The sequence below is a fragment of the Rathayibacter oskolensis genome, assembly GCF_900177245.1.
Taxonomy (GTDB): domain Bacteria; phylum Actinomycetota; class Actinomycetes; order Actinomycetales; family Microbacteriaceae; genus Rathayibacter; species Rathayibacter oskolensis.
In genome coordinates, this window is sequence record NZ_FXBM01000001.1 from 356,744 (window position 1) to 374,509 (window position 17,766).

The window sequence follows — 17,766 nt, forward strand, 5'->3', positions numbered from 1 at the left end:
TGGCAACGACGGCGGCCAGCAGGATGTGGGTCGCGCCCAGCTCGGGAGGCACGACGTGCAGCGTGCGCGGCGCGGCGACTCCGAGGCGTGACGCGAAGTCGGCCGCCAGCTCGATCTCGACCGTGCCGCAGGGGGCCGCGGCCTCGACGGTGACCGCGTCGGTGCTGACGTGCGCGTAGGCGGCGCCCTTGCTCAGGTCGTAGCGCCCCGAGGTGTCGGACACGGTGACGTCGCCGTCGGCAACGAGGGAGACCCGCAGTCCCTCGGTCGAGCGCGACCGCAGCACGCGGCGTGCGTTGTGATAAATCCGGCTGATCGCCAGGTCGCCGACCTGCAGGCGGTCGGCGTAGAGGCGCAGGTCGTCCTGCGACTCCACCAGGCTCATCCCCTCCTCCGCCAGCCAGTCGGAGGCTGCCGTCCCGGTCAGGACGATGCGGGCGACGTTCCGGGTCGTCGTCGTGGCTGCCGGCATCGCCACCCCCTCGCACTTCTCGTCGTCCGACCGTCGCGGCGGGGAGCCGCGCACCTGTTCATTGAGACAGCCGAGGCGGTCGTGGCGCTGCTGCTCGGCAGGACTGGCGGGAATCTCTTCCGTCTGGCGCAGAAAAGTCGCCTATCCCGGCCCTCGGCTTCCCGCCTCCGGAGCCCCTCCTGAGTATGTGAGGAGTCCACAACTTCCTACCTCTGGAGAACTCCTTTGACGAACAAGCCCGAGAAGACCGAGCGCACGATCCTGGCCGGCGACGACTGGTCCGTGCCCGCTGAGAACGGCGTCGGCCGCCGCACCCTGGTGCAGGCGACTGCCTGGACGATCCCCGTCGTGGCCTCCGCGGTCGCGACTCCGGCGTTCGCCGCGTCGCTGTCGCCGACCCTCGAGATCGTCAACGGTCCGTTCGCCGTCACGGCCTGCTCTGCAGTGCCCACGGTCGTGGTACACGCGACCACCGACGGCTCCACTCCCGTTGCGTCCGGCACTCCGATCACGATCACGCTGCCGGCCGGGTACTCCTGGTCGGACGGTACGACCGCCCCCAAGGTGTTCCCGACCGGTGCGAACGGTGACGCGTCGGTGACGGGCGTCGTCGCGGGACCCGCGAACGGCACGGCCGTGATCACCGCAACCGGCAACGGCACGTCCGACACCACGACGGTGACCACCACAGGCGAGAAGCTCTTCCTCAAGGCCGCGACTCCGACTTCGACCGGAGTGATCAGGTCCACGCAGTTCCCCGCAGGGCTGACCATCACCGACCTGCAGACGACGACGGGACCCGGCGGTATCACCTACCTTTACGCGCTGGCGAGCGATGGAAGCGTCTACATCTCGTCGTACAGCGGCAACGCTCAGCCCAGCGCGTGGTCCCAGGCCCCGACCCTGGCGGGCTCCGTCACTGAGATGGCAGCGGGCACGAACAACAGCGCCTTCACCTGGCTCACCGACGGCACCTCGGTGCAGTCGGCGACCAAGAACTCGGCGGGCTCCTACGTGACGGCGCCGGCGCTGCCGGCAGGCGTGACGATCACCGACCTCGAAGCGACGAAGGGTTCCGGCGGCACGACCCACATCTTCGCCACGGGCAGCGACGGAACCGTGTACCACGCAACGTGGAACGGGACGGCGGCGTCGACCTCCAGCTGGACGGCGAGCCCCTCGCTGAGCGGCACGGTGACCGACGTGTCGGTCGGGACGGACGGAAGCGCCTTCGCGTGGGCGACAGACGGGACTTCCGTGACGTCGGTGACGGTGAACTCGTCGGGTTCCTACGTCTCGACGCCGACGTTCCCCGCGGGAGTCACCATCACGGACCTCACGTCGACGACCGGACCCGGTGGGATCACCTGGATCTACGGGAAGGGAAGCGATGGAAGCGTGTACTACTCGACATGGAACGGATCGGCGTCGTCGACGTCGGCCTGGACGAAGAGCCCGTCTTTCGAGGGCGACGTCGCGACGCTCACCGTCACCAACAACAACTCCGCCGCCGGCTGGGTGACCGACGGCACGTCGGTGAAGTCCGTCACGCCGAACGGAGGAGGCGCGTACTACTCGACGCAGGTGCTCCCCAACGGCGCGTCCGTCAAGGACGTGCAGGTGACGAAGGGATCGGGGGGGTCTGACGTGGATCTATGCGCGGGGCAGCGATGGCAATGTCTACTATTCGACCATCAACGGCAACGCCCAGCCCACCGCGTGGAGCACCAGCACCGCGTTCGACGGCACCGCCACCGATATGGCGCTGAACGACGACAACTCCGCGGTCGACTGGATCGTCGGAACGGCGTGCTGACCCTGATAGGCGTAGTCGTGCGGTGATCCGTCGATACACGGAAGGACCCCGCTGTTGTGCAACGGCGGGGTCCTTCCGTGCACTGATGCGAGGAGACGCGACGGGTCGCCTCCGTCGGGCGCCAACTCCGAGGCCGCCGCTCGATACCGGGTCAGGATGAGCGGCGGTCGCCGCGAGGCGGGTCTGGAGGATGTCGATGGGCGCCATGGTGCTGTTCCCGCTGCTCGTCGGTGGCGTGCTGCTCGCCTCCGGGCTGGGCAAGATCGGGTCGTCGGGGCGGCTCGTCGAGGCGGGGATGCGGTTCGGCGTCCCACCGCGATGGGCCACCCTCGGCACGGCTCGCCTGCTGATCGCGGGCGAGATCGTGCTGGCGGTGGCCGTCCTGGTCGCGCCGTGGCCGCTCAGTGTCGGGGCGTGCGCGGCGGCCGTGGCGGTGCTCGCAGGATTCACGGTGCTGACCGCGCGGGCGCATCGGCGCGGCGACGACTTCGACTGCGGGTGCTTCGGGGTGCTCGCCGAGACTCGGGTGGGGCGGGGGCTCGTGGTCCGCAACTCGGCTCTGCTCGCGGCCGCCGTGGTCGCGCTCGTCGCGGCGGTCGGGTCGCGGCGCTCCGTGCCGCAGACTCTCGCGGCGTTCGGCGCGGAGGAGTGGGCCTGGCTCGCGGCGGTCACGGTGGTCTCGGCCGTGGTCGCCGTTATCAGCCGGCTTCTCGAACGGGACCGCGCTCGCCTGCCCGAGCCCGCCGAGGTCGCGTCGACAGAGGTCGAGCGCCTTCTGGGGTACAGGGTGGCGCCCACGTTCGAGGTGGTGCGCCGCGACGGCACCGTGGTCGACATGCACGCCCTCGTGGCGACGACTCCGCACCTGCTGGTGTTCGTCCGGCCGGGATGCGGCTCGTGCGATCAGCTGATGGAGGCGTCCGACGAGCTGCAGGCCTCTCTCGGTCACGCGGCTCACCTGGTCTTCGCGACGGGCGCCGCCCGGGAGGTGCTCGACGTCGCGCACCCGAGGCTCGGCGATCGCGTCGTCTTCGGGGTCGCCTCCGCCCGCGAGAAGCTCGGCGTCGAGAAGACGCCCGCGGCGGTGCTGATCGGCCTCAACGGCCGGCTCGTCGCCGGCCCGGTGCACGGTGCGCGTGCGGTGGTGGAGCTGGTCGAGAGCTCAGCAGGACTGCGGTCCTCCTGGTAATGGCCCGGCCGCAGTCGCGTCGCTGCGCTCGAGGCGGGGCGTGGCTCTCTGCAGGACGCCGAAGCAGCGAGCAGAGGGCCACGCCTGCTCCTTCACCGAAGGAGTCGGCCGTCGACGAGCAGTGTCGTCAGCATTCGGTCCCGGCGACAACGGCGTAAGCGTTGGTGTTCTCGTTCAGCGCCACGTCGGTCGCAGCGTTCGGGAACGCTGTGCTCACCTGCCAGCTTCCGAAGTTCCCGTTCGTCACCACGCTGCGATAAGCGTTGCCAGTGCTGCTCAGTGCGACGATGACGTTGTCGCCCGACGATGTCCGGACGCTCTCGAGCGAGAGCACCTGTCCTCCGTCCGGGAGGGTCGTGGTGTCCGTCCCGGCGAAGTTGCTGATCGTGGTGCCGTCCGTCAGGAAGGCATAGGCGTTCCCGCTGTTGTTCAACGCGACCAGAGTCGCCGAGCCGGGGAAGGCCGGGCTCGTCTGCCAAGGACCGAAGGCTCCGCTGGCCACTGTCGAGCGATAGACGTTCCCGTTGCTGCTGCGCGCGACCACCACAGGGTTTCCGTTGGGGTCCGTGATGGTGTCGACCTCGACCACCTGACCACCGTCGGGAAGAGTCGCCGCGGCGGTGCCTGCGAAGTTGCTGATCGTGGTGCCATCGGTCACGAACACATACGCAGGTGTCGAGTTGTTTACTGCGACGAGAGTCGTGCTGTTGGGGAAGGCCGGGCTGGCTTGCCAGCTGCCGAAGTTCCCACCGGTGACAGTCGCCCGGTAGGCGTTGCCGTTGGCGCTGAGTGCGATCACGACAGGGTTTCCAGAACCGTCCGTGACGCTCTGTAGACCGACGATCTGTCCTCCGTCGGGGAGGGCGACGGAGTCCGTGTTGGCGAAGTTGCTGACAGTCGACCCGTCGGAGAGGAAGCCGTAGCCGTTTCCGTTGTTGCTCAGGGCGATGAGGGACGTCGCCTGCGGATACGCCGTACTCGTGCTCCAGGCTCCGAAGGAGTTTCCACCACTGTTGAGTGTCGTGCGGTAGGCGTTGCCGTCCGTCCCGAGGACCAAGACCTGCGTGTCTCCAGTGGACGTCCTGATGGTCTTGAGGTCGGCTACGGCGACACCGGTGGGCAGCCTGATGGCCGCGCTGCTGGAGAAGGTCTTCACCACGCCGGTCTCGCCCGTCACCTCCACCGACTCCGTCGCGGTGAGCGACCCACTCGCAGCGCTGATCGCAAAAGTGCCGTCCTTCGCGGGAGCCTCGATGCCGGTGAGCGAGACCTGACCGGCGGCATCGGTGACGAAGCTGCGCGGGGCGGTCGTGCCGTCGGACCAGGTGAGGCCGGACGGCAGGGTCACGGTCACCGACTGCCCGACGGCCGGTACGGACCCGTCGGTCGTGGCCTGGAGGATGATGGTCGGCAGTGCCGAGCACGCTGTCGCGCTGTAGGGCCCGTTGACGAACTCGAGGGTCGGTGCCAGTGACGCCGCGAAAGCAGGCGTCGCCACTGTGGCGGCGATGACGGGGACGGTCCACACGGCGCCCTGCACCAGCGTGCGCCGGCCGACTCCATCCAGGTTCGGGACGGTCCAGTCGTCCCCGATCTTGATCTCGCGGACTGGCTTTTCTCTGGTCATGTCTTCCTCTGCATCGCTTGTCGGGAGGGAGGCGCTGGCGCCCCGGTACGCGAGCAATCGTCGTGATAAAGCGGCGAGCAGCGAAGCAGGAGTCGGGATAATTACCCTTTCTGGTCCGCTTCGCTTCCGATCTGCGTCGGAAGCGGGATTTCCTGCCCTCCTGGCCGTCTTGTGAGGGGAGCCGGGAAGTCCCCGGTGTCGAAGGGCTCGCGGATGCAGGGCAGATCTCGTCTCGGCGCACCCGACGCGGATGCCAGCCGCGGGGTTGCGCTCTCCGACCGCGACGCGGTCGCCTGGCTCGCAGATCGAGGCTGGAGCGTCGCCTCCGACGAGCGGCCGTTGCGCCTGTACGCCGACGAGGTGCGCGTCCGCGGCTTCCGGATGGCGAGGGTGTGGCACACGCCCGCGCGTCTCTCGAGTCATCCGACGCGAGCACCCGACGGACAGCGCGGGCGGATCGAACTCGTGACCGTCGTCGACGGCGCCCTCTCGATGCGGTGGGGGGAAGGCCGATCGACGGTGTCGAAGGGCGATTCGATCCTCCTGCCGCTCGACGACGCCTTCGAGATCGAGACGAGCGTGCCGACGGGTCGTGTCGAGTTCTCGCTGCCCCTGCGCGACCCGCTGGCGCGGCTGTCGGCGGCGACCGTCCTCGACTCCTCGGAGTTCTCCCGGATCCTCGTCGCTCTCGCGAGCTCGATCCTCGCCTCCCCGCTGACCCCGGCCGAGAGCGGCTACCCGCAGCTGACGACCGCCGTCGAGCACGCGGCCCTGGCTTTCCTCCGCAGCAGCGCGGCCGGCGATCGACCGGGAGGGGTCTCCTCGGCCGAGGCGGCTCTCTTCGCGCTCGCGATCGATGTCATCGACGAGGAGGCGAGCGATCCCTCGTTCTCGGTAGCCGTACTCGCCCGACGCCTGCGCGTCTCGGCCCGCCGCGTCGGCCAGGTCTTCGCTGCGTACGACTCCACCGCGCAAGCGCACATCCGCTCGGCTCGCATCGGCGTCGCCACCCGCCTCCTCGAGCAGCACCGAGCCACTAGCGCCGAGGAGCGCGAGCGCATCGCGCACGCGGCGGGCTTCCGCACGGCGCGCACGATGGCAGCACGCCTGCGCGAGTGGGACGGCCGCCCGGCGGCGAGCCCGGGACAGCGGTCGGAGGATCGAGGCCGGCCGTGACCGGGCGGGGAGTTCATCCGCGCCGATCCGATCGACCGGAGCCGAGGGCAGGCGACCGGTGCCGGATCGTCGTGCGGCGCGGAGTCCTGGACCCCGTAGCACCCGCGAGGCGCGGAGGTCGAGGTGGCGGGAGACGGGATCGTCATCGTCCGCGCGCATCAGGAGCCCCGCCGAGTGTCACGGCGGGGCTCCTGCTGTTCAGGCCGGGCTCGGAGCGGTCAGCAGTTGCCGCCGGAGACGTAGCTGATGACGCTGGTGCCGCTGGACGGCACGTACTGTTCGACCGCCGAGGAGACGTTCTTCGCGATGAGCTTGTCGCCCTTGTAGAGGTCGCCGTTCGGGGCGAGGAACGTGGCGGTGCCGACGGCGGTCGAGCCGGCAGGGACGTTCACGTACGGGAACGTGTTGCCGTTCGTCGGGTTGTATCCGTAGGCGCCAGTCCCGTCGACGTACGAGATCCGGGTGTCGGTGCTGTTGGCGCCGACTCTCTGGATCGACGCGGAGGTGACTCCGGAGGACTTCACGACGGTGTCGCCGAAGTAGAGGGCTCCGGAGGGTGTCAGGAAGAGCCCCATGCCCACAGCCTCGGCGTCCGCCGGAACCTGCGTGAAATTGGTCACGTTCCCGTTGGTCGTGTTGTAGGTGTGCGCTCCGCTCGCGTCCATGTAGCTGACTCGAGTGCTGGCCGGGTTGTTACCGACGGTCTCGGTGTGGGCCGAGGTCACGTTGGAGGCGATCTTCCCGTTGCCGTAGTAGAGGTCGCCGTTGGGCGCGAGGAACGTGTTGAGCCCGACGGTCGTCGAGCCCGCCGGCACGCTCGGCGCCTGGCTGGCGTTCGGGTTCTGCGACACGTTGAAGTTGTAGCTGCCGGTCGCCGTGCTGTAGCTGACGATGTTGTCACCGTTGGCGCGGTTCTCCTCGGCCGCTGAGGTCACGCCGGTGGCGAGGAGCCTGTTGCGCAGCCAGAGCTCGCCGTTGGGAGCGAGGTAGATGCCGGTCCCGAGCGCGGTCGACCCCAGCGGCACGCTCGTGTACGCGGCCGTCCTCTTCGTGGCGGTGTTGTACTGGATCGCGGTGCCCGCCGGGTGGACGGTCACGGTGCTCGTCGCCGACGCCCCGGTGCTGCTCGTCGCGATGAGGGTGTAGGAGCCAGTGGTCGACGTCGCGCGGACGCCCGTCACCTCGAACTCGCCGTTCTGATCGGTCGTGAACGGGCGGGGCCCGGTGCTCCCGTCAGACCAGGTCAGTCCGGAGGGCAGCGAGACGGTCACGGTCTTGTTGGCATCGGCCGAGCCTCCGGCTGTGAGTTTCAGGTCGATCTCGTCGAGCTCGCCGCACGCCGTCACGTCGTAGGGGCCGTTGGTGAACACGAGCTCGGGGTCGGTCGTCGTCGATGCGGCGGCGAGCGGCGCGGCGGACGCCGCGGCGATCACGGGCACGGTCCAGACGGCGCCCTGGACGAGGGTGCGGCGGCCCACTCCGTTCAGGTTGGGGACGCTCCAGTCGTCGCCGATCTTGATCTCGTGGACTGCTTCTTCTCTGGTCATGTCTTCCTCTGCATCGCATTGTCGGGAGGGAGGCATTAGCGCCCCTGATACGCGAGCAATCGTCGTGAAGGAGAGGCGGATCACGAAGAACGGAGGAGAAGAATTAGGGATTCACGTCCGCGATACTTTCAACATCCGTCCCGGGCGGTATTCTCCGACGCTCCGGACGTCTTGTGGGGGAAGCCGGGAAATGCTCGGTGTCGAAGGGCACGCGAATGCAGAGCAGATCTCGACTCGGCGCAGCGGAAGCGGGCTCGACGCGCGGAGTCGCCCTCTCTGGCCGCGACGCGCGAGCATGGCTGGCCGATCGGGGCTGGGACCCGGTGCCCGGCGACGCACGGCCGCTCCGGCTCTTCGCCGACGAGGTGCGCCTCGGGAGCTACAGGGTGGCGAGGGTCTGGCACACGCCGTTCCGGATCAGGAACGTGCGCGGCCGTCCTGATCCCGAGCGTCCGGGGATCGAGCTCGTCACCGTCGTCGACGGCTCGCTCGCGGTAGGTGGGGCCGACGGCGAGTCGTCCGTCGCCAAGGGGAGTTCGATCCTCCTGCCGCTCGACAGCGCCGTCGAGATCTCGAGCACGGAGCCCACCGGCCGGGTCGAGTTCTCCCTGCCTCTGCGCGATCCGCTCGGTTCGTCGGCCCTGCCCTCGGCGGCGACGGTCCTCGACCCGTCCGACTTCTCGAGGATCCTCGTCGTGCTGGCGAGCTCCATCCTCGCGTCGCCCCTGACGCCGGCGGCCAACGGCTACCCGCAGCTGATGAACGCGGTCGAGGACGCGGCGCTCGCGTTCCTCCGGAGCACCGCTGCCGCTGAGCGAACCGGGTACGTCTCGTCGGCCGAGGCGGCCCTCTTCTCGCGCGCGGTCGACATCATCGACGAGGAGGCGGGCGACCCGTCGTTCACCGTGGCCGTCCTCGCCCGTCGACTGCGGGTGTCGGCGCAGCGGGTCGGGCAGGTCTTCGCCGCGCAGGGCTCCACGGCGCAGGCGCACGTCCGGGCCGTTCGGGTCGCCCGCGCCACCCGGCTGCTGGAGGAGCGGCGGGTCACCAGTGCCGACGAGCGCGAGTCGATCGCGCGAGCGGCTGGGTTCCGCACCGCGCGCACGATGGCGGCGAGCATGCGCAGCGCTGGCCAATCGTGAGCAGGCGTGACCTCGGAGGAGGGCAGCCGGGCTCAGAACCGTACGGCCGGGAACGCCGAAGGGCGGACGCCCTGAGGCGCCCGCCCTTCGGCGTGGTGGTCGTCAATGACTAGCTGGCCGGGGGGGTCAGCACCGTGTCGATGAGGTAGACGGTCGCGTTGGCGGTCTGGACGCCTCCGCAGATGACCGACGCGTCGTTCACCTTGATGTCGTCGCCGGAACCGGTGACGGTGACGTCGCCGCCCTGGACGGTGGTGTGGGTTCCGTCGATGTCGTCAGGGGCGATCTGGCCGGGGACGACGTGGTAGGTGAGGATCGAGGACAGCGTCTCGGCACCCTCGGGGGTCTGCAGCGTCGCAAGGGTCGCGGCGTCGAGCTTGGCGAACGCGTCGTCGACGGGGGCGAAGACGGTGAACTCGCTGCCATTCAGCGTGTCGACGAGGTCGACGTCGGGGTTCAGCTGGCCCGAGACCGCCGAGGTGAGGGTGGTGAGCAGCGGGTTGTTCGACGCGGCGGTCGCCACCGGGTCGAGGGCCATGCCGGCGACCGAGCCGGCGCCGTCGGGGACGGTCTCGGCGTAGGAGGCGCAGCCGGGGCCGACGAGGTTGGCGGCCGGGTCCATGGTCGCCATCTCAGACGAGGTGGCCATGGGGGTCGACATCTCGGAGGCCGCATCGCTGGACTCGGTGGCGGTTCCGCTGCCGCTGGAGCAGGCGGTGAGGCCGAGGGCGGCGGTGCCGAAGAGGGCGAATGCGGCGAGGGTGGTGCGCTTGGTGGTTCGCATGGGAGTACTCCTTCGTGAGACGGTCTCCACGAGTGCGGAGAACCTGATCTGAGGTGATCGGACCCGGACCTGAGGAGATCCGGATCGGAACTGTGTGGACCGTTTCGCGGCCGTTGACATGTCTTCGGAGCCCTCCGGGAGGGGGTTTGGAAATGTCTCGTTCATCTAGGTAACGGGTTCGTAACGTGGGCTCCGGCCCGTCGTTCCGCGGGTGCTGGCCGCCGCCGCGGGTCGATTACCCTGGAGGAGGCCCGCGCACCGTGCGCATTCCGGCCAGCGGGTCGAGGGGATCGAGAGTGCAGACGCGAGGCGCACGAGTGGCACGCGGCTCCGTCGCCGCCGTCACCGCGACCGCCACTGCCGCCGCCTCGCACACCCTCGCCGGAGCGGAGGCGCCCTCCGCGCCGATCCTCGCTCTGGCGATCGCCTTCTCGGCCGTCGTCTGCGTCCTCCTCTCCGGTCGCCGCCTGTCGCTTCCTCGGCTGAGCGCCTCCGTGCTGCTGAGCCAGCTCGCCTATCACGCTCTGTTCCTGATGACGGGGAGCGGAGGCGACGTGAGCGTCGCCGGGACGACCGGCACGGGCATCACGAGCGCGCACTTCCACGGCGGTGGCACCGTCGAGCTGATCGCCGGAGGAGGCGGCCACGCCGCGCACTCGCCCGGCATGCTCGGGGCCCACCTCGTCGCCGCGGCGCTCACCGTCGCCGCCCTCCGCCACGGCGAGCGGCTGTTCTGGACGCTGGGGGCGGAGCTGCTCGGGGCCGTCGTGCGTCTGGTCGCCCGCGCCTCCGCGCTCGCCACGCCCTCGCGCCCGTCCGTCGCCCTGCACGGCACTCCCGAGCCGCGCGCGCCCCGCGCGCTCGACGCCGTCCTCTCGGTCGACCGGCACCGCGGTCCGCCTGCGCGGGTCCTGCTCGCCGTCTGACGTCGCTCCGCGCGGAGCGCCTCGGTCGGCGTGCCCTGCGCGCATCGCGACTCCGCGCTGCGTTCTTCTCCTCCGGCGACCAGCCGACTCTCCAGAAGGACCTCAGACCACCATGCCCAGCACCACCACCACGTCGTTCCGCCCCGCCTCCCACCGCCGCCCCGGCTCGCGCCTGCGCCTCGTCGGTTCCGGAGCACTCGTCGCCGCCGGTTCGGTCGCGCTCGCACTCTCGGCACCCGCCGCCGCGAACGCCCACGTCACCGCCGCCGCGAGCAGCACCGCCGCCGGCTCGTACACCGTCGTCACGTTCTCGCTCGCGCACGGCTGCGACGGCTCGCCGACGACGGGCCTGACGATCACGATGCCCGAGAGCGTCAACTCCGTCAGCCCGACCGTCAACCCGAACTGGGACGTCGTGAAGAACGAGGTCGAGATCGCCGACCCGGTCACCGACTCGCACGGCAACACCGCGACCGAGCGCGTGTCCGACGTCGTCTACACGGCCAAGACCCCGCTGGCCGACGGGTACCGCGACACCGTCTCGCTCCAGCTGCAGATCCCCGAGGACGCCGCCGGGCAGACCCTCGAGTTCCCGGTGCTGCAGACCTGCGAGGTCGGCTCGACCGCGTGGGACCAGCCGACCGTCGAGGGCGAGGAGGAGCCGGAGCTGCCGGCTCCGGCGATCGTCGTGACCGCCGGCGAGGCGGGAGCCGACCACCACGGCGGGGAGGACGACGACGCCTCGGCGACGACCGCCTCCGCCACCACCGCCGTCGAGAGCCCCGACGTCGTCGCGCGGGTCCTCGGAGTCGGCGGTCTCGTCGTCGGAGCCGTCGGCGTCGCGGTCGCGCTGGCGTCGCGCCGTCGCGGCCCGAGGGCCTCTGCGTGAGCGACCTCCGGACGAGGCTCCCGCGGGTCCTCCTCGCCGCGGCCGCGATCGGGCTCGTCGGCTCGGTCGCGGTGGCGGCGCCCGCCAGCGCTCACAACTACCTGGTCTCGAGCACCCCGGCCGCCGATGCGACCGTCACCGAGCAGCCGGGCGCGCTGACGCTCGTCACCAACGACGATCTGCTCGTCCTCGGGACGGACGGATCGGCCGCCGCCCTGCGGGTGGTCGGGCCCGACGGCCTCTTCTACGGCGACGGCTGCGTGAGCGTCGTCGGTCCGGAGGCGACCATGCCGCTCGAGCTCGGCGCCGCCGGCTCCTACGAGGTGACCTGGCAGGTCGTGTCGACGGACGGGCACCCGGTCTCGGGGCAGTACGCGTTCGACTGGCAGCCCGGAGCCGACGCTGTGCTCGCCGAGGGGTCGGATTCGGTCCCCGACTGCAACGGGACGATCGACGTGTCGGGGCAGTCCGAGTCGACGTCCGACGACGCCGCGCCCGCGTCCGGAGCGGACCCGGCCCTGCTGGGTGACGTGCTCTGGATCGGCGGTGCGCTCGTCGCGGTGGTCGCGGCCGTGGGAGTCACGCTGCTGCTGCTCCGGCGCCGACCGCAGGGCTGACCGCGGCGGGCCTCCTGCGCACCCGGGCCTCGTGCGCACCCGGGCCTCCTGCGCACCCGGGCCTCGTGCGCGCGGCTCGCGGATCAGTGCAGGAGGCTCGCCAGCGGCCCGCTGTCGAGGTCGGCGAGGATCGCGGAGGCGTCCTCGTAGACCGCGACGGCGCCCGCCTCGCGGAGCTCGTGCTCGCCGGTCCCGCCCGACATCACAGCGACGGTCGCCAGCCCTGCGCGTTCGGCCGCGATGACGTCCCAGGTGGCGTCGCCGATCATGATCGCGCCGTCGGGCGAGACGCCGGCGCGCTCGAGGGCGACGCCGATCAGGTCGGGGCTCGGCTTCGCCGTCTCGACGTCCTCGCCGCTCGTGACGGCGTGCACGGAGTCGTCGAGGTCGAGCACCCGCAGCAGCACGTCGAGCTCCTCCTGCGGCGCCGACGTCGCGAGGACCACGCGGACACCCCGCGCGACGAGGGCCGTGACAAGCTCGCGCGCACCGGGCAGCAGCTCGATGCGGGGGGTGAGCTCGGCGTAGTTCTTCGTGTGCAGCGCCTTCAGCTGCGTCTGCGTCGCCTCGTCGACGTCGTCGTCCACGAGCATGCCGAGAAGCTCGGACGCGTCCGCGCCGATCGCCCGCTGGATCCGCCAGGAGGGCACCTCGAGGTCGCACTGCCAGAAGGCACGGGCCCACGCCTCGATGTGCAGGAAGTTGGTGTCGGCGAGGGTTCCGTCGATGTCGAAGAGCACCGCGGTGGTCGTCGTGGTCGTGCCTGCGGTGTTCATCAAGCCTTCCGTGCTCGGGTCTGCCGTGCTCGCGTCTGCCGCCATGGTGAGTCCTCCGTCGTCGTCCGTGCCCGCCGTCACCGGGCTGAGGTGGGAACGCTACGCGCGCGACCGAGCCGCACGAGACCCCCTTGACTCGATCTCGTGACTCGACGTCGTGACTCGATGTGGTGTCAGAACGGCGGCGGTTCGTGTCCTGCACCTCGATACCGATCCCTGTACCAGTGCCGATCCGGACCCCGATCCCGATCCGGACCCCGTTCCCGGTCCGGATCCCGAGGCCGGTCGGGATCCCGGTCCGGCTCTGGTGGCGGTTCGGGTCGTGCGGGTGTGGTGGTGTGTCGTCGTCCGGTGGGGCTGGTCCAGTGGAGGGCCCCGCCGGGGTGGTGCTCGAGGGTCCAGGTGGTGGTGTGGCGGAGGCGGTGGTGGTGGCGGCAGAGGTGGGCGAGGTTCTCGGCGTCGGTGGCGCCTCCGTGCTGCCACTCGATTCCGTGATCGACGTCGCTGCCGGTCGCGGGGCGGGTGCAGCCCGGGAACCGGCAGGTCCCGTCGCGGTGCTGCAGGTGCCGGCGCAGATCGGCCGGCACCCGGTAGGAGTCGCGCCCGACGGAGAGGACCGCGCCGCTCTCGGGATGCGTGAGGATGCGCGTGAAGGACGGCGCGTCGGCGGCGAGGCGCCGCGCGGTCTCGGGATCGATCGGCCCGTACCCGTCGAGGGTGCCCGGCTCGTCCGAGCGCCCGAGGAGCGTCAGCGCGGGAACGGTCACGGACACTCGCGGGCGGAGGCCCGCCGGCATCGTCGTCGCGGTGGTCCGGTGCCCGTCCGTCGTCGTCTCGCCGTCGAGCAGGAGCGCTGCCGCGACGTCGGCGCGCAGCTGGCCCAGGGTCCGCGTCTCGTCGGGCGCGTCGGCGAGGGAGCGCGCGGCGCGGTCGAGGCGGTCGAACGCCCCGTGCGCCTCCGGAGCCGGCAGATGCAGGTGCAGCGTCGCCATCCCGTCGGCCTCGCCGTCGAACCACACCCCTCGCCGCTCGGCGCACCGCCGGTGCCGCACCGTCGCCGACTCCGGGTGCAGCCGCTCGCGCAGCACGCGGAGGCGACGCCGCACCTGCGCGGGCGTGCACTCCGCGGCCAGGATCGCCGCCTCGACGTCGAACCTGCCCCGCACCTCGGCCGGGACCTCGAACGCGCACCGGAGGATCGTGCGCACGTGCTCGGGCGTGCAGCGCCCCAGTCGCAGCGCCGTCAACGTCTCGGGGAGCTCGTTCACGAGCAGTCGGCTCTCCTCGATCAGCGCTGCCGCATCCGACTCCGACATGCGCAGGCTCGTCGCGATCTCCGCGACCAGCGCCCGCTGCGCCGCCTCCATCACCTCGACGTGCACCTGCACGCGCGGATCCACCAGCGCCTCCGGGAGCGCCACCGCCGCCCGTCGCGCCAGCTCGATCAACTCGAACCGCTGCGCCGCCGCGTGCGCCAGGAACACCTCGACCGCACGCGCCGCACCCACGGCCGACGCCAGAGCGTCGTCGAAGCACTCGCGCACCGACACGCCACCCGGCGGCCTCGCGTCCACATCCAGAAGAACCATACGAGGATGACATCACGGACCACCGACATGCGACCGGCCAGGTACGCCGATGTGTGGACGAACCCCCCGGCCGCCTTCTGGGGAGGAGTGGGGCCCGAGTTCCGCCGGGCCGCCTCAGACCCTCAGAACGTCCGACGTCACACCCGCCGCGGCACCGTGAACACTGTCTCGACCCCCGGCGAGTACAGCACCGAGTCCGGCGCCCGCCCCGCGAGCCCCGGGAACCCCGCCGCCGCCAGCAGCCCGTCGTCGAGCGCGAGCAGCGAGGCCCGCTGCAGCGGCCACGGCCGGTGCAGGTTCCGGCCGTACCAGGTCGATCCGAGGTGACTCTCGTGGTACGCCCATCGCGACGTCAGGAACGACGCGAGCGGATCCTCCGACGCGTCGGTCCCGGGGGTCGGCCGCACCACCACCCGCGAGTGCGCCGCCGGATCGCCGATCCGCTCGGTGGAGTAGACCACGGCGCCGTGGCGGTGCTCGATGCTCATGCGAGCCCACCGGTAGGGCAGCCCGAACACGGCCTGCGCCGTGAGCACCGGCAGCAGGTGCGACGCCTCGAGCGAGACGAAGACCACTCCGCGGCGCCCCTGCGCGTCGACGGAGTAGAGCCGGACGTTGACCTCGGGGAACGTGCCCAGCCACGGCACCCGGGGGCCGCCGAGGAACGCCGTCCGCGACAGGCGGAACGGGATGAGGCCCACCCACGACGAGCCGTCGTGCTCGTCGGGCCGCACTCCGGGAGGGAGGTGCGGAGCGACCAGGGACGGGTCCACCCGCCAGTGCAGGAAGGACGCCTCCGTCCAGCGCTGGCGGAGGATGCGCGGCCCGCCGAGCGCGGGCGCGGAACGGGTGACGGGGTCGACGGAGCTCACGCGCCCATCGTGCTCCTCGGTGCTGCGAGGACACCTCGGCGGCGGAGGACGGCATCTGCCGCGGCGCGAGGCGTCCCGTCCGGCCGCCGTCGTGCGAGCGGCCACGATGGGTGCATGACCTCGACCGCTCCCCGCGTCTCCTCGCCCGCCGGCGGGAGCGCGACCCTGCTCTGGGTCGCCATCGCGATCACGATCACCCTCTGGGCCTCCGCCTTCGTCGCCATCCGGGCCACCGCCGCGGACTTCGGTCCGGGCTCCCTCACGCTCGGCCGGATCGCGATCGGCTCGGTCGCCCTGACCGTCCTGCACCTCGCCCTCGCGGCGCGGCGGCGCAGGGCTGCGACGAGCGACTCCCGCACAGCCGTCCCGCGCGGGCGCCTGCTCCTGCTCGTGGTGCTCTGGGGCATCGCCTGGTTCGGTCTCTACAACCTCGCCCTCAACGCCGCCGAGCAGCACGTCGACGCGGGCACGGCTGCCCTCCTGGTGAACATCGCCCCGATGATCACCGCCGTCCTGGCCGGGCTCCTGCTCGGCGAGGGGTTCCCGCGCCGGCTCATCGGCGGCATGCTCGTGGCGCTCACGGGCGTCGCGGTGATCGCCCTCTCGACCTCGACCGGGCAGTTCGACGTCATCGGCGTCGTGCTGGGCGTCGCGGCGGCGGTGCTCTACGGAGGCGCCGCGACGCTGCAGAAGCTGCTGCTGCGCCGCATCGACGCCCCCACCATGACCTGGATCGGCTGCCTCGCCGCGACGCTCGCCTGCCTGCCGTTCGCGCCGGAGCTCGTGGGCGACCTGGCGACTGCGCCCGCCTCCTCCGTTCTGGCGGTGGTCTACCTCGGCGTGTTCCCGACGGCCGTCGCGTTCACCACGTGGGGGTACGTGCTCGCGCGGACGAGCGCCGGCCGCACCGCGGCGACCACCTACGCGGTGCCCGCCGTCGTGGTCGCCCTGTCGGGGCTCGTCCTCGACGAGACTCCGCCGCTCGCAGCCCTCATCGGAGGCGCGATCGCACTCGGAGGCGTCGCCGTCGCGACCCTGCGGCGCCGGTAGCCGGGGCTCCCTCACGACACCCCGGGATATGCTGTCCGCACGTTCATCCGCAGTCGGCGCCGAGCGCCAGGAACGGTGAGGAACCCGATGACCGAGGCCCTGCAGCCGCCCGTCCAGAACGCCCTCTCTCTGACGCCGCCGGAGCCCGTCGCTGCCGTGCCGACCACGTCGGCGCCGTCGATCGCGCCGAAGGTGCCCGAGCAGGCGCTGCCCGGTCTCGAGGCCAAGGTCGACGGCTACCTGAACTCGCTGCTGCAGACGGAGGCGCGCAGCCCCGAGTTCGCGGCGAAGGCCAACGACATCCGCACGATGGGCGACGCCGACATCCGCTCGGCCGCCGACTCCTCGAACCGGCTGCTCAAGACGCCGGTGCGCGCGCTGCAGGAGGGCGGGCTCTCCGAGGGGTCGACCATCGGCAAGACCCTGCTCGAGCTGCGCCGCACGGTCGAGGATCTCGACCCCTCCGAGGACAACATCCAGAAGAAGATCCTCGGATTCATCCCCTTCGGCAACAAGATCACCGACTACTTCCGCCGCTACGAGAGCGCGCAGTCGCACCTCAACGCGATCATCCAGGCGCTCTACGACGGGCAGGACGAGCTCCGCAAGGACAACGCCGCGCTCAACCTCGAGAAGCAGAACCTGTGGGACACGATGACGCGTCTCAACGAGTACATCTACGTCGCCGAGCGGCTCGACGTGAAGCTCTCGGCCAAGATCGCCGAGCTCGACGCGACCGATCCCGACCGCGCCCGGGCACTGCGCGAAGACGTCCTCTTCTATGCGCGACAGAAGCACCAGGACCTGCTGACCCAGCTGGCGGTCTCGATCCAGGGCTACCTCGCGATCGACGTCGTGATCAAGAACAACGTCGAGCTGATCAAGGGCGTCGACCGGGCGACGACGACCACCGTGTCGGCGCTGCGCACCGCCGTCATCGTCGCGCAGGCGCTGGCGAACCAGCGTCTCGTGCTCGACCAGATCACCGCCCTCAATACGACCACGTCGAACATGATCGAGGCGACCTCGCGGATGCTCGCCGAGCAGTCCGCGAGCATCCAGTCCCAGGCGGCGTCGGCGACCGTCGGTCTGCCGCAGCTGCAGGCCGCGTTCGCCAACATCTACCAGACGATGGACTCGATCTCGGACTTCAAGATCAAGGCGCTCGACAGCATGGCCCAGACGGTCGGAGTGCTGCAGACCGAGACCGCGAAGGCCGGCGAGTACGTCGAGCGCGCCCGCCGCTCGACGACCGACATCGACGCGACCTCCTCGCTCGATCTCGGCCGCTAGA

At 71.0% G+C, this 17,766-nt stretch carries 15 protein-coding genes; 9 read left to right on the plus strand and 6 right to left on the minus strand.

What is annotated here, in order from left to right:
* The first annotated feature begins 697 nt into the window (after positions 1-697).
* Entirely contained in the window at positions 698-2,314 is a 1,617-nt protein-coding gene (locus B9Y99_RS01795; RefSeq protein ID WP_085474894.1) for a hypothetical protein, read from the plus strand.
* Between the two features lie 170 nt (positions 2,315-2,484).
* The gene (locus B9Y99_RS01800) at positions 2,485-3,477 is read left to right on the plus strand and encodes a MauE/DoxX family redox-associated membrane protein (protein WP_165759509.1); all 993 of its coding nucleotides are present in this window, start codon (positions 2,485-2,487) and stop codon (positions 3,475-3,477) included.
* A 127-nt stretch (positions 3,478-3,604) separates the two neighbouring features.
* On the opposite strand, the gene B9Y99_RS01805 is transcribed toward B9Y99_RS01800, so the two are convergent.
* A complete protein-coding gene (locus B9Y99_RS01805; RefSeq protein ID WP_085474896.1) occupies positions 3,605-5,104 on the minus strand; it encodes a hypothetical protein in 1,500 nt (499 codons plus the stop codon).
* Positions 5,105-5,317: 213 nt separating this feature from the next.
* Here B9Y99_RS01805 and B9Y99_RS01810 point away from each other — a divergent pair, with 213 nt between their 5' ends.
* On the plus strand, positions 5,318-6,280 hold the full coding sequence (locus B9Y99_RS01810; protein ID WP_129587856.1) for a helix-turn-helix domain-containing protein: 963 nt from the start codon (positions 5,318-5,320) through the stop codon (positions 6,278-6,280).
* Positions 6,281-6,498: 218 nt separating this feature from the next.
* Here B9Y99_RS01810 and B9Y99_RS01815 read toward each other — a convergent pair whose 3' ends face one another.
* Complete coding sequence (locus B9Y99_RS01815) at positions 6,499-7,827, minus strand: hypothetical protein (protein WP_085474898.1); 1,329 nt, start codon at positions 7,825-7,827, stop codon at positions 6,499-6,501.
* A 215-nt stretch (positions 7,828-8,042) separates the two neighbouring features.
* Between B9Y99_RS01815 and B9Y99_RS01820 the strand changes: the two genes are divergently transcribed.
* Positions 8,043-8,969, plus strand: coding sequence for a helix-turn-helix domain-containing protein (locus B9Y99_RS01820; RefSeq protein WP_129587857.1), 927 nt, complete (start codon positions 8,043-8,045; stop codon positions 8,967-8,969).
* Between the two features lie 109 nt (positions 8,970-9,078).
* On the opposite strand, the gene B9Y99_RS01825 is transcribed toward B9Y99_RS01820, so the two are convergent.
* Positions 9,079-9,753, minus strand: a complete 675-nt coding sequence (locus tag B9Y99_RS01825) for a fasciclin domain-containing protein (RefSeq protein WP_085474900.1) — start codon at positions 9,751-9,753, stop codon at positions 9,079-9,081.
* A gap of 317 nt (positions 9,754-10,070) precedes the next feature.
* Here B9Y99_RS01825 and B9Y99_RS01830 point away from each other — a divergent pair, with 317 nt between their 5' ends.
* The 3 genes from B9Y99_RS01830 (at position 10,071) to B9Y99_RS01840 (ending at position 12,185) form a co-directional block, all read left to right on the plus strand.
* Entirely contained in the window at positions 10,071-10,679 is a 609-nt protein-coding gene (locus B9Y99_RS01830; RefSeq protein WP_085474901.1) for a hypothetical protein, read from the plus strand.
* A 112-nt stretch (positions 10,680-10,791) separates the two neighbouring features.
* The gene (locus B9Y99_RS01835; protein ID WP_085474902.1) at positions 10,792-11,568 is read left to right on the plus strand and encodes a YcnI family copper-binding membrane protein; all 777 of its coding nucleotides are present in this window, start codon (positions 10,792-10,794) and stop codon (positions 11,566-11,568) included.
* Complete coding sequence (locus B9Y99_RS01840; RefSeq protein WP_085474903.1) at positions 11,565-12,185, plus strand: copper resistance CopC family protein; 621 nt, start codon at positions 11,565-11,567, stop codon at positions 12,183-12,185. The genes B9Y99_RS01835 and B9Y99_RS01840 overlap by 4 nt, the downstream gene beginning before the upstream one ends.
* Before the next feature lie 83 nt (positions 12,186-12,268).
* Here B9Y99_RS01840 and B9Y99_RS01845 read toward each other — a convergent pair whose 3' ends face one another.
* From B9Y99_RS01845 to B9Y99_RS01855, 3 genes are all read right to left on the minus strand, one after another.
* A complete protein-coding gene (locus B9Y99_RS01845) occupies positions 12,269-12,961 on the minus strand; it encodes an HAD family hydrolase (RefSeq protein ID WP_085474904.1) in 693 nt (230 codons plus the stop codon).
* A gap of 173 nt (positions 12,962-13,134) precedes the next feature.
* Positions 13,135-14,550: an HNH endonuclease signature motif containing protein gene (locus B9Y99_RS01850; RefSeq protein WP_085474905.1), complete on the minus strand. Its 1,416-nt coding sequence runs from the start codon at positions 14,548-14,550 to the stop codon at positions 13,135-13,137.
* 137 nt (positions 14,551-14,687) lie between these two features.
* Positions 14,688-15,422 (minus strand): YqjF family protein, encoded by a 735-nt coding sequence (locus tag B9Y99_RS01855; RefSeq protein WP_085474906.1) that lies wholly within the window; start codon positions 15,420-15,422, stop codon positions 14,688-14,690.
* 114 nt (positions 15,423-15,536) lie between these two features.
* On the opposite strand from B9Y99_RS01855, the gene B9Y99_RS01860 reads away from it, so the two are divergent.
* Both B9Y99_RS01860 and B9Y99_RS01865 read left to right on the plus strand, forming a co-directional pair.
* On the plus strand, positions 15,537-16,472 hold the full coding sequence (locus B9Y99_RS01860; RefSeq protein WP_085474907.1) for a DMT family transporter: 936 nt from the start codon (positions 15,537-15,539) through the stop codon (positions 16,470-16,472).
* 87 nt (positions 16,473-16,559) lie between these two features.
* Positions 16,560-17,765 carry a toxic anion resistance protein gene (locus B9Y99_RS01865; protein WP_085474908.1) on the plus strand — a complete coding sequence of 402 codons (1,206 nt, stop codon included), beginning with the start codon at positions 16,560-16,562 and terminating at the stop codon, positions 17,763-17,765.
* The last annotated feature ends 1 nt before the right edge of the window (position 17,766 follow it).